The 11,938-nt window shown below is 37.1% G+C and carries 12 protein-coding genes; all 12 read right to left on the bottom strand.

Annotated elements, in window-relative coordinates:
* Positions 1 to 241 precede the first annotated feature (241 nt).
* A complete protein-coding gene (locus ACSVDH_RS10495) occupies positions 242 to 1,435 on the bottom strand; it encodes an ABC transporter permease (RefSeq protein WP_439249382.1) in 1,194 nt (397 codons plus the stop codon).
* A 3-nt stretch (positions 1,436 to 1,438) separates the two neighbouring features.
* Positions 1,439 to 2,119, bottom strand: coding sequence for an ABC transporter ATP-binding protein (locus ACSVDH_RS10490; RefSeq protein WP_439249381.1), 681 nt, complete (start codon positions 2,117 to 2,119; stop codon positions 1,439 to 1,441).
* Positions 2,116 to 3,234: an efflux RND transporter periplasmic adaptor subunit gene (locus tag ACSVDH_RS10485; protein ID WP_439249380.1), complete on the bottom strand. Its 1,119-nt coding sequence runs from the start codon at positions 3,232 to 3,234 to the stop codon at positions 2,116 to 2,118. Before ACSVDH_RS10485 ends, ACSVDH_RS10490 begins: the two co-directional genes overlap by 4 nt.
* A complete protein-coding gene (yknW, locus tag ACSVDH_RS10480; RefSeq protein ID WP_439249379.1) occupies positions 3,234 to 3,902 on the bottom strand; it encodes a YknW family membrane protein in 669 nt (222 codons plus the stop codon). The genes ACSVDH_RS10485 and yknW overlap by 1 nt, the downstream gene beginning before the upstream one ends.
* A gap of 168 nt (positions 3,903 to 4,070) precedes the next feature.
* Entirely contained in the window at positions 4,071 to 5,597 is a 1,527-nt protein-coding gene (locus ACSVDH_RS10475; RefSeq protein ID WP_439249378.1) for a tripartite tricarboxylate transporter permease, read from the bottom strand.
* A 16-nt stretch (positions 5,598 to 5,613) separates the two neighbouring features.
* Positions 5,614 to 6,066 carry a tripartite tricarboxylate transporter TctB family protein gene (locus ACSVDH_RS10470; RefSeq protein ID WP_299086794.1) on the bottom strand — a complete coding sequence of 151 codons (453 nt, stop codon included), beginning with the start codon at positions 6,064 to 6,066 and terminating at the stop codon, positions 5,614 to 5,616.
* A gap of 59 nt (positions 6,067 to 6,125) precedes the next feature.
* Positions 6,126 to 7,139: a tripartite tricarboxylate transporter substrate binding protein gene (locus ACSVDH_RS10465; RefSeq protein WP_439249377.1), complete on the bottom strand. Its 1,014-nt coding sequence runs from the start codon at positions 7,137 to 7,139 to the stop codon at positions 6,126 to 6,128.
* A 185-nt stretch (positions 7,140 to 7,324) separates the two neighbouring features.
* Positions 7,325 to 8,020, bottom strand: a complete 696-nt coding sequence (locus tag ACSVDH_RS10460; protein WP_299086792.1) for a response regulator — start codon at positions 8,018 to 8,020, stop codon at positions 7,325 to 7,327.
* Entirely contained in the window at positions 8,017 to 9,624 is a 1,608-nt protein-coding gene (locus tag ACSVDH_RS10455) for an ATP-binding protein (RefSeq protein WP_439249376.1), read from the bottom strand. Before ACSVDH_RS10455 ends, ACSVDH_RS10460 begins: the two co-directional genes overlap by 4 nt.
* Positions 9,625 to 9,921: 297 nt before the next feature.
* Positions 9,922 to 10,077, bottom strand: a complete 156-nt coding sequence (locus ACSVDH_RS10450; RefSeq protein ID WP_439249375.1) for a hypothetical protein — start codon at positions 10,075 to 10,077, stop codon at positions 9,922 to 9,924.
* 172 nt (positions 10,078 to 10,249) lie between these two features.
* Entirely contained in the window at positions 10,250 to 11,215 is a 966-nt protein-coding gene (locus ACSVDH_RS10445; protein ID WP_439249374.1) for a tripartite tricarboxylate transporter substrate binding protein, read from the bottom strand.
* 18 nt (positions 11,216 to 11,233) lie between these two features.
* Positions 11,234 to 11,926, bottom strand: coding sequence for a response regulator transcription factor (locus tag ACSVDH_RS10440; RefSeq protein WP_299086784.1), 693 nt, complete (start codon positions 11,924 to 11,926; stop codon positions 11,234 to 11,236).
* Between the last annotated feature and the right edge of the window lie 12 nt (positions 11,927 to 11,938).

Below are 11,938 nucleotides of genomic sequence, written 5' to 3'. Positions count from 1 at the left end.
ACAACCTCCCTTACACATTCATTATACTGTCGTGTTCAGTCAAAATCAATCATATTTTATCAAAAACTATCATTTTCCAATCACAAATAGCAAATTTCTTATATTTCTAATTGACTAGATAAGTAGAGTACACGTCCTTTGCTAAATACAATAACTCATACCTTCTGTAAAATGAAAAAATCTCCTTTCAAAACCAGCTGCTTTTAGGAATAGCAGTTGATCCAAAAGGAGATGTACGATCTTATTCATATCTAAGTGACTCAATTGGACTTAAGCGCGCTGCTTTATTTGCTGGGAGCATGCCAAACACTACACCAATTAACACCGAGAATATTAATCCGCCAACAACTACCTGCCATGAGATAAGCGGCGGCCATCCAGCAAACACCGAAACGATATTTGCAGCAACAGCACCTAGAATAATTCCAATGATTCCGCCAATTAATGTTAAGGTGACAGATTCAATTAGAAACTGGGTTAATATCTGCCGTTTTGTTGCACCTAAAGCTTTTCTAATGCCGATTTCCCTTGTTCGCTCTGTAACGGAAACAAGCATGATATTCATTACACCAATCCCGCCAACAATGAGGGATATTCCTGCGATTGAGCCAATAATTAACGTCATAATAGTCGTTATCTGCCCAATTCCAGCCGCCATTTCTTCCATATTAAATACCTTGTAAGACTCTTCTGTGTTATGAGCGGTATTTAATATACGTGTCGCTTTTTCCCCAGCTTCCTTGATCACGTCAGAGTCAGTCGCTTGAAGCGTCATTTGATTATATTTATTTATTCCGAAGGATGAACGAAATGTATTCCATGGCATGTAAATTTCCATCGCTCCAAAACCGAAAAGACCTGTTTGTTTTTCCAATACTCCAACAATTTCAATAGGCTGGCCTTTTATCCAGATCACTTCACCTATTGGATCGTCATTAGCAAATAATTCTTTCCTTAGCTCATCACTTATGACACCAACACGTGTCCCTCCAATAAAGTCTGCTTCAACAAGATGTCTGCCTGACTGGATGTTTAATTGATTTACTTCGATATACGCATGATTTACCCCGTATACACTTGTATCCATTGTTTCTTCGCGATACCTGGTAGAAAATAATTCAGTAGATGATGCAACTACCTTCTTTACCTCTGGTATATTGCTTAAAGCATCGACATCATCCTGTGTGAAGGCTGCATTCATATAAGCATTTGGATTTGACATGAGCTCTTCTTCACTAGGTTCATAATATACTTCAATCGTATTTCCTGGACCTGTAATCGATGTTTTAAGTAATTGTTCCCCTCCCTGACCAATAGCAACGACCAAAATAACCGAGGCGACTCCAATAATGATTCCCAGCATTGTAAGAACCGACCTCAATTTATGAGCAAGGACAGAGCTTAAGGCCATTTTTATATTCTCTACTAAACTCATGCTTTAAAATCTCCTCTCATCATCTGAGAGAATCGTTCCATCCCTAACCATAATGATTCTCTTAGCATAATCAGCAACTTCCTGTTCATGTGTAACTAGAATTACTGTTGTGCCTTCTTTATTTAATGCTGTAAATTGCTCCATAATCGAAATGCTTGTTTTACTATCAAGTGCACCTGTTGGTTCATCGGCCAAAATAATGTTCGGCTCATTAACAATGGCTCTCGCTATCGCTACACGTTGTTTTTGACCACCTGAAAGCTCATTCGGTAAATGATTCATCCTATCAGCTAATCCTACTTTTTCCAGTGCTCGGCTTGCTCGTTCTTCTCTATCCTTTTTCTTTACCCCTGCATAAATCATAGGAAGCTCAACATTCTTTAATGCTGTCAAACGCGGCAATAATTGAAACTGCTGAAAAACGAATCCGATGGAAAGGTTTCGAACCTTTGCAAGCTCCTCATCCTTATATGAAGAAATATCTTCGTTCTTTAATAAATATGTACCTGAAGTAGGATTATCTAAACATCCTATTACATTCATTAACGTAGATTTTCCAGACCCTGAAGGGCCCATAATAGCGACAAATTCTCCATCACCAATGGAAAGATTGATATCTTTTAAAACTTCTAATGTTTCATTTCCAACTTTATAGCTTTTGGTGATAGCTGAAAGCTCGATCATTTCGTCGTCACTTCCATCCCATTCTGAAGATCATCTGGCGGATTAATGATTACGGCATCTCCATTTTTCAAACCAGATGTAATCTCCATAAATTCATCACTAGTAGCTCCGGTTATTACCTTCTTGCGAATAGCTTTTCCATCTTCGACGACATATACATAATAGTCCTCTCCGTCCTGTTTAACCGCTTCAAGAGGAACAGCTTCAACGATCCGTTTGTTCATTTCAATTTCCATTATCAGCTTAAATCCAGGTTTTGCTGCAAAATCCTTTGCATTAATGGAAACTTCTATTGGATATTGGACAGCTGAGTCTTCATTGCCAATTCCATTTTCAGTTTGTTCAGGTAATAGACTCACTTTTGTTACAATTCCCTTCCATTCTTTATCAGGAATAACGTCTGATCTTAGAACAACTGCTTGGTTTTCTGATATTTTTAATGCATCGTATTCTGAAATAACCCCTTTAACAACATATTCATCCGTATTTCCAATATGGATCATTGGTGTTTGTGAGATCCCTGCAACCGCCTCTTCATCGATAGATAGCACGGTTCCTGCGATTTCACTTTTGACGTCCAGCTGACTTAACTTCTTATTAAGGGTTTCTTTTTGAAGAAGGAGCTGTCTAGCTTCAATATCAGCTACCTTTAAATCAGTTTCTAATTGATCCTTCTCTGCTTCAACCTGTTCTTCTGCTTCCTGTTCACCAACTTGTTTCGCTAAGTCTTCTTCCTTTTCTTCCAAATTATCAATTTGGTCTTTGATTTGGTTAATTCTTAAATAAGCTGATTCAATTGAAAGTGTGTTTTGCTCTTTTTCTAATTGGAGCTGTTCATTTTCATATATTAATAAGGGGGTTCCTTTTTCAAGTCTATCTCCTGACTTAACTAGAATCTCGGACACTTCACCCTTTTCTGGATCCAAGTAGATAAAGTCCTCTTGACTTAATGAAAGTGTTCCCGGAACCATAACCTTTTCGGTGATTTCCCGTTTTTCCAGATTTATAGTGTCTATAACAGGATTTTCTTTCCTTAAAGCAGCGAATACATTTAATCCTATTAAAATAAGGATAATGAGGCCAACACCAATTGAAATCCAGATTTTTTTCTTCATTAGAACTGTGTCATCCCTTCAAATGCTCCCCCTATAGCTGCAATGATAATTCCTAATACGAAGAACACAATTGTGATAATCACCGCTGCCGGCTTAGAAAGCTTTGCTACTTTCACTAAACCCATACCTAAAACGATATAATACCAAATACTGAATACTTCAAATGTGCTAAGTACAGCTCCTAATACACCATCTGCACCTACAAGACTGTTTAAACTTGTCAGCATAATCATCGGGTCTCCATCAATAGCAAAAATAATAAGCTGATTCAATATTTGTCCAATTGTAGTAATAATACTGGTAAATATCATTAAAGAGAACATCTGCTTAAATGTAGCATCTGATTTTGCAACCTTAGCTATCGCCCAAAAAATGAGTCCAAAAAAAAGGTAACCAATTGGCGTCCCAAAAAATCCAACTAATCCTGCTCCCACAACACCAAAAATTTTAGCCATTTGCTCCTCTTCAGCAGACATTTCCATTCCAGGCATAGCGGAATAATCAATATTTAATGCTGAAAATACTGCTATAATGGTCATAACTAATGTCAATAAAATTAGTGGCAGCCAGATAACCGGCCTTTCGCGAATTCTCTCTAACTGTTCTCCAGGACTAAAAATCATTCCAAATATTGATGGTTTTTTCCTTTGAATTGTTTCTTGTTCCACTGTAACTAACCTCCAATTTATGTAGTCATTTACTAATACGCAGAGATAGGGAAATAGTTTCATAATTTATTATTTTTTCCCACACAAAAAAGACATTACCTAAAGTGATAATGTCTTTTTTTATCATGCGCTCTTTAGCTAGGATGCTTTTCATTCTTTTATTACCTATTAAGCTCCTTCATTAATGATTACATTTCTACCTTTTATTTTTAACACAATTGGAATGGTCATCCATAAAAGCGCGGCTAGGATAAAAAATAATGAGAGAGGCTGTTCAAGGAAAATCATGAAATCGCCATTAGAAGTGGTTAATGCCCTTCTCAGATTATTTTCAATCATTGGCCCTAGAACCAATCCTAAAACAAGTGGTGCGACGGGATAGTCATTCTTTGTTAAATAATAACCTGAAACACCGCAGCCGATTAATAACAATAGGTCAAATACAGTAAATTGGACAGCATATACGCCAAAAATAGAAATTGCGATGATGATCGGCAATAAATATTTCGTTGGTGTCTCAATAATTTTTGCGAAAACCCTGACAAGAGGCAGGTTTAAAATAAGCAGCATCACATTGCCTATAAACATACTGGCAATCAATCCCCATGCAATATGAGGATGATCTGTAAAAAATAGCGGACCTGGTTGAATATTATACATAATCAATGCACCCATTAAAATGGCAGTTGTACCAGACCCTGGAATCCCCAAGGTAAGCAATGGAATCATCGCTCCTCCAGAGGCTCCGTTGTTTGCGGCCTCTGGTGCAGCAACACCTTCAATCGCTCCCTGACCAAATTTACTTGGATGTTTACTGATTTTCTTTTCCATAATATAAGAAAAAAATGAAGCAAGAGTTGCCCCAGCACCTGGTAAGATTCCAATAAAAAATCCTAATAATGAACCCCTTACGATAGGGCCTGAGCTATTTTTTAAGTCTTTTTTCGTCGGCAGGATCCTTTCGACCTTTGCAATCGAACCATCGTTTTTTTCTTTTTCAAGAATGGTTTTAAACACTTCGCCAAGTGCAAAAAGTCCAACCGCTACTGTTAAAAATTCAATTCCGGAATATAAGACGGGATGATCGTAAGTAAACCGCGCGACTCCGGATACATTATCCATCCCGATTGTGGCAATTAATAGCCCGACCACCGTCATGATCATCGCTTTTGTTCTGGACTTGCCGGCAAGTCCGCTCACAGCACACAACCCTAAAATCATTAACGAAAAGTACTCTGCTGGGCCAAAGGATAGAGCAACACTTGATAAAGGCTCAGCTAATAAAGTTAAGCCAATAAGAGCAATGATTCCGGCAACAAATGATCCAATAGCAGCAATCGATAAAGCAGCACCTGCTCTCCCCTGCTTTGCCATTTGATACCCATCCAATGCTGTTACAACAGAAGATGATTCTCCAGGTGTATTCAATAAGATCGATGTTGTCGAACCACCGTACATTGCACCATAATATACACCAGCTAATAAGATGATTGAACTGGCTGCTGCAGATTCCGGATCCAAACCTGAAGTTAAGGTTGCAGTTACCGGTATTAATAACGCAACCCCGCTCATAGGGCCTATCCCGGGCAACACGCCAACAGCTGTTCCGATCAACACACCAACAAAAGCAAATAATAAATTATGCCATTGTAACGCTTCTGAAAATCCATTTAAAAGAAATTGAACTGTATCCAACGTAATCACCCCGCTTTTATAACCAAATTGGCCATCCTGGTAAAGAGCCTTCCAAAACTTCTACAAATAAATAGTAAACACCGCCAGAAAAGCATGCTGCAATGACGGCAGATTTGATGAGTTGTTTCCGATCCATTACTTGGAAACAAATCAATAAAAAGAGAAAGGTCGTAAGGATAAACCCTACACTCTCAAGCAACAAAGCATAAAATAATGCTGAAATCAAGATGCTGAAAAATGGTTTATAATCCAATACCTCTTTTTCTGTAGCAGGATCTAAATAATGGAAAGTTTCATAAAATAACCTGATGCTAAGCAATATCAAGATTGCTCCCAATATAGTTGGAAATATATCAGGACCAACATTGCTCCCATAAGCTGTATCAGAAATATTTCTGCTTTCAGAAATAAAAAAGATGCCGATCATCAAATAGACAATACTTGAATAACGATCAAATGTTTTACTCATGTAGTCTGTTCACCTCCATGAAGAGGAAGGAAGAAAGCCCCCTCCGCTTCAACTAAATGTTATTTTTCCATTTCTAAAGCTGTTAATAACTCTTGAACAACGACATTTTGATCGTCTAAAAAGGTTTTAAAATCAGCAGCATTTTTGTAGGCACTTTCCCAGCCGTTTGTCTCTAATTCCTTCACCCAAGCTTCATTTTCAGAAAGCTCCTTTAACGTTTTTTCCCAATAAGCCAGTTCAACTTCCTTCATATCTTTAGCTGCAAAAACTCCGCGCCATATTGTAAATTCTGCATCGATTCCCGCTTCTTTAAAGGTAGGTACCTCTGCCAATTCTTCACCTAATCTTTCTGTAGAACTTACTGCTAAGACTCTAACTTTTCCTGATTTCACATATTCACCAATCGTTGAAGCATCTGTAGCTATGATATCTGCATTTCCCCCAAGTAAAGCGGCAACTGCCTCTCCACCGCCGTCATATGAAACATACTTAACAGCTTTTGGATCAATCCCATATTTAAAAGCCGGTAATACAGCTATTAAATGATCCATTGAACCTGGGGCAGATCCACCTGCTACGGTTACTTTGGCAGGATCCGCTTTTATTGCCTCTAATGCTGAGGTTAAATCAGTAAAAGGAGAATCCTTTCTTACAACAATGGCACCATAGTCTCTCGTCAGCTGCGCAAGTGGAGTCGTATCCTTATAGCCATATGGACTATTTCCTTCTTTCTTCTCGTGATTAATTAAGATTGGTGGTGAACTAATCATTAATTTATACGGATTATTTTTTTCTTGTGTTGCAAATTCAGCCATATAAACAGCTCCACCACCACCTGGTTTGTTTTCAACTGTTATGGTTTCATTCACTAATTTCGTCTCCGTTAAAATCTTTGCTAAGGAACGGGCAGTTAAATCCCAGCCTCCTCCAGCACCAGAAGGAGCAACAATGGTAATTGGTTTTTCAGGATACGAGGAAGCGCTCTCATTTTTACTCCCTGCTTCCTGATTCCCACATGCTGCTAGCACTATAAAAAATATACCTACGATAACAAAAAAGAAGCTTTTTCTCATTCTATCCCCCCTATATTTATCTTCTCTAATTGAAAAGACAGCACTTTTAAGCGCTGTCTTAAAGGTATCAGAATGATCGATTTTTTAGAATCTTATCGTCATAAGTCCAATAAAACCTATATAAATCTTTTTGTTCATAAATTTCATAAAAAATTAATTTGAACTAGAAGCTAAACAACAGCAGCTTATTTCTGTTTCGGACGAAAATATCTTCTTTCTGGTCTACCTACATGACCATAAGCTAAATCAGCAACAATTTCTTTCTGTGATATTAAATATTCTAAATAACGTCTTGCCGTAGACCGGCTTACTCCTGACTCTTTGCTTAGGATTTCCGCCGTTATTCCTTCTTCATTTATCAAAGGAAGATAGTGGAGAATTTTATTTAATGTAAGAGGATCTATCCCTTTTGGCACTTCTTTAGTTAACGGTTCATGATCCTCCGTTCGAGCGTAAAACAACAGTTCAGTAATTTCCTCTTGTGATAAATTCTTGTTTGTGTTTAGTTTTATAAGCTTTTTTTGATAGTTTTCAAGACTATTTTTAAATCTCTCAAATATCACTGGCTTGACAATATAATCAAATACTCCGCTTCTAAGTGAGCGGCCGACAATCTCTACTTCTGATGCTGCAGTTATCATGATGATATCAATATCAGGATGGGTTTTACGAATCATCTTTGCTAATTCGGTTCCCTTTATGTCAGGTAAATAGACATCGAGTAGCACCAGCTGTGGCTCAATAATCTCTAATAATTCAAGAGCCTGCTTACCAGATGAAGCAATCGCAATCACGTCAAATCCTTCTACCTTTTTTGTAAAGCGGCTATTAATTTCTGCAATTCTTGTATCATCCTCGACAATCATTACCTCTATCTTCATAAAGTTTTCTCCTCCTTAGGTATAGTTACGATGAATAATGCTCCGCCATAATCCCCTTTTTCAATCGAAATGCTGCCATTCATCTCCTTTACAAGCTCTTTAACCCTTGATAATCCTAAACCCCTATTTCCTCCATTCTTTGTAGAAAACCCCTTCTCAAAGATAAAAGGAATTAGCTTGTCATCAATCCCTGGACCTGAATCTTCCACTTCAAATAATAGGTCCTCACCTAAATCTGTTATTAATAATCGCGCCTTACGATTGCGATATGGAGTTTCATCCATTGCTTCAAAAGCATTTGTTATGATGTTTCCTAAAATGGATACGAGGTAACTATTGTCGATATGCTTAGGAAATTTTTCTAAGCTGCTTTCTCTATCAAATTGAAATGATATTTTTAATTCCTTTGCACGATTATAGAAACCTAAAATAATTCCTCCGAGCCAAGGATCTTTGATTTTTTTCATTAAAAATTGAACAAAGTCTTTGTGATTCTCCTTTTCATGATGAATAAGTTCAAGTGCTTCATCAGATGACCCAAGTTGAATTAAACCTGAAATAGTATAAAGAAGATTATTAAACTCATGTGTTTGTGCCCGCAATGCTTCCGTATAACGTTTTACCTGTGATAGCTCTTCCGTTAATTGATCAATTTCAGATTTCAAGCGAAAGCTGGAAACAACTCCGATTACGTCATTACCGAGCATAACTGGCAAACGATTTGCAATAATTTCCTTATCCTTATATTCTATTTGTCTATCTAATTGCTTTTTACCTGTTTTTAATACTTCTAAAAGTGAAGTATTTGGCATAATCGTATCAATGGATTCTCCAATTACCTGTTTTTGCTTATCTAAGGACAAAATCTCATATGCAGCTTGATTCATGATTAAGATATGCCCTTCATTATTAATGACCATAATTCCTTCTCTAACAGATTCCAATACGGCATTACGCTGCATAAGCAACGCTGCAATTTCTTCTGGTTCAAGCCCAAACATGAGTCTTTTAATTCTTTTCGCAAGCAGAAGTGATCCGACTGTTCCAATGACTAAAGCAATGAGGGCAATCCTAATGACTGGCTTAGCGTACCCAAAGACTAAATCATGTATATCTTCAATGAGAAAACCAACAGAAACGACACCAATTATCTCTCCATTCTTTCCAATGACAGGTACCTTGCCTCGTAACGAAGGGCCAAGAGAACCAGTTGCCTTTGAAACATATGACTTTCCATCCTTTAGCGCTTTTTCATTATCTCCACCCACCATCTTCTTCCCAATTCTTTCAGGAAGTGGATGGGAATAGCGAATCCCTTCCTTATTTCCAACAACAATGTACTCTGCATCAATTTGAACGCGAATCTTTTCTACAATTGGCTGAATAACCCCTGAAGGATCTTCCGTATAAAAAGCATTTTGAATTTCAGGCATTAAGGCGATCGTTGTCGCTACATGTAAAGCCCTCTTGCTTAGTTGCTTTTCAACCGTCTTTGATAAAATCTGAAAATACAACAAGCTGCATAAAAGGACAATGAGCAAAATAAGGCCAATTGCAAAAATGTTGATACGATCATGAAGTTTAACCTTCCAAAATTTTTTCATTGCATCACCTCCATTTTAGTAATCGCTTACAATTTTATCCCTGAAGTATAATAAATATCATAAAGAAAACTTGTCGACTGGCGAGCCTGAAAGGCGAAGCGTGATGAGTAGTTGCGCTGATACTTTATACTTAAAATTGGCCACTACGTCGAATTCCCTTCTTCGCTGCCAATTTATGCTTTCTTAAAGTATAAATAAAGGCTGACCTATTCATTATCAAAATTCTCAATCTTGCCCTTTAACGGATGGTGAGAGATTTTGATTATCATAACAAGTCAGCCTTGTAAAAAATAGTTTTTAACGAATCGTTTCTATAAATTGATCGTTAAAATAGACAACATGTGAGAGAATTTTACGACCTTTTATCTTTTGTATTGATTCCTTAGCCTCGATTTCATCCTCAAATTCATACATTTTGATGCTTTCCCCAGCATAAACCGTAATTACCCACATGATTCCTGTCCCCCATTATTGTTTTAAAAAGCCACAACAGCAACGATTTATATTACAAGCTGTCGTTTACTTTTGGCACTATCTTAAAGCTAACTAATGACAAAGTAAATAAATTAACAATTTATTTTTTTATAGCCAAATATGTTATTTTGTTTATTTTGTTCATGAATCATTAGTCTTTTATATTTACTCCCATTAAATCCTCGTACATTTTACTTTGTTTTTCAAGATACCTTGCTGTCGTACTACTATCTTTATAAAAATCCTTCCACATATACTTTTGAAGCGTTTGCTTCCACTCTTTAGTTCTTACCATTTTTTTTAATGCTTCGTCCCAGAAACTTATTTCATCCTTTGTCATATTTGGAGGTCCCATAATTCCACGCCAATGTTCAAAGACTAAATCGATCCCTTCCTCTTTCCATGTTGGAATTTCAGGTAGCTCTTTTAATCGTTTATCGGCTGAAATGACAAGCGGTCTCACCTGTTTCAAATCATAATATTTTATTGCCTCTGATAAAGTCATCGTAGCAACATCGATTTGTTTTTTTAATAATGCTTCCACAACTTTATTGCTATTCTCATACACATAAAAATCAAGCTCTTTAGGCTGTACGCCAGCATGCTTACTTGCTAAAACAAATGAAAGCTGATCATCATTCCCTAGCCTAGGAGAGACACCAATTTTGTATGCATGGGGGGTTTTTTTCAGATCGTTCATAAGACTCCCTGCATTTGCTATACTAGAATCTTTGGCTACAATGACAACTTCCCATTCTGTTGCTAAAGTCGCAATTGGCGTAAAATCTTTGTATGTGAGCTTGCTTTGACCTAATAAATGATTTGTTATAAGGAGACTCGAATTCATAGCTAATACAGGATGATTTTGCTTCTGTATATATTTCCAGCCTAATTCTCCGCCAGCACCTATTATATTTTCAACCTGAATATTCTCGATTATGTTTTCACTCATTAAGATTTTCTGTATTGCTCTTGCCGTTATATCCCAGCCCCCTCCTCTTGAACTAGGTGCAATCAACGTTACTTCTTTTGTAATGTTTTTGTCGTCACCATCCAATGAACAACCGGCTAACAACATGAGAAGAAGTGCGAAAATAAACCATCTTTTTTTTCCCATTTTCATCCTCTTTTAAGGTTAAATAACCCGATAATCTTCAATAAGGTAATATTTTCTCTCGGGTCTTCCTACGATACCATAATCATGTTTTGCGATACAGACATTTATTGAAACAAGGTACTCTAAATATCTCCTCGCAGTTGTCCTTGAAGCTCCCATTTTTTCACCCATTTCCTCGATTGAAATTCCCCCTTTAAGTTCTGCCATAATTTCTTTGACCTTTTGTAAGGTTAAACGGTCCACACCTGAAGGAAGATCCTTTTGACTAACGGCAGACTGATTAGATATGCCAAAATACCGGTCAATCAAAGACTGATCAACTTCTTCACGACAGCTAATCAGTTTTTTCTTCTTTTTATAATCTTCTATCGTTTCCAAAAATTTCTCCATGGTTACTGGCTTTAAAAGATAATTGAAGACGCCATATCTTATCGCTGTCTCTAGCATTGTTCGCTCTGTTGCAGCAGTTACCATAATAATATCCACCTCTGGATGATGCTCTCTTATTTTTGGCAATAACTCTGTACCAAGCTCATCAGGCATATAGATATCAAGCAATAGTAAATCAACCTTGTGCTTATCTAAAATATCCATTGTTTCTTTCGCATTTAGTGCCTTTCCAACTAAAGTAGCATCTGGTACCTTTTGTAAAAATTGCTCCTGTACTTGGGCAATTCGGAAGTCATCCTCAGCAATAACAACTTTAATCATGTCGTTCCTCTC

The sequence above is a fragment of the Metabacillus sp. Hm71 genome (genome assembly GCF_051842955.2).
Classification (GTDB): Bacteria; Bacillota; Bacilli; order Bacillales; family Bacillaceae; genus Metabacillus.
This window is presented reverse-complemented; position numbering and strand designations above follow the sequence as displayed.

Coding starts and splice junctions, on each gene's coding strand:
- ACSVDH_RS10495 (WP_439249382.1), bottom strand. CDS start 1,435: ATGAGTTTAGTAGAGAATATAAAAATGGCCTTAAGCTCTGTCCTTGCT.
- ACSVDH_RS10490 (WP_439249381.1), bottom strand. CDS start 2,119: ATGATCGAGCTTTCAGCTATCACCAAAAGCTATAAAGTTGGAAATGAA.
- ACSVDH_RS10485 (WP_439249380.1), bottom strand. CDS start 3,234: ATGAAGAAAAAAATCTGGATTTCAATTGGTGTTGGCCTCATTATCCTT.
- ACSVDH_RS10470 (WP_299086794.1), bottom strand. CDS start 6,066: ATGAGTAAAACATTTGATCGTTATTCAAGTATTGTCTATTTGATGATC.
- ACSVDH_RS10465 (WP_439249377.1), bottom strand. CDS start 7,139: ATGAGAAAAAGCTTCTTTTTTGTTATCGTAGGTATATTTTTTATAGTG.
- ACSVDH_RS10460 (WP_299086792.1), bottom strand. CDS start 8,020: ATGAAGATAGAGGTAATGATTGTCGAGGATGATACAAGAATTGCAGAA.
- ACSVDH_RS10455 (WP_439249376.1), bottom strand. CDS start 9,624: ATGAAAAAATTTTGGAAGGTTAAACTTCATGATCGTATCAACATTTTT.
- ACSVDH_RS10450 (WP_439249375.1), bottom strand. CDS start 10,077: ATGTGGGTAATTACGGTTTATGCTGGGGAAAGCATCAAAATGTATGAA.
- ACSVDH_RS10445 (WP_439249374.1), bottom strand. CDS start 11,215: ATGGGAAAAAAAAGATGGTTTATTTTCGCACTTCTTCTCATGTTGTTA.
- ACSVDH_RS10440 (WP_299086784.1), bottom strand. CDS start 11,926: ATGATTAAAGTTGTTATTGCTGAGGATGACTTCCGAATTGCCCAAGTA.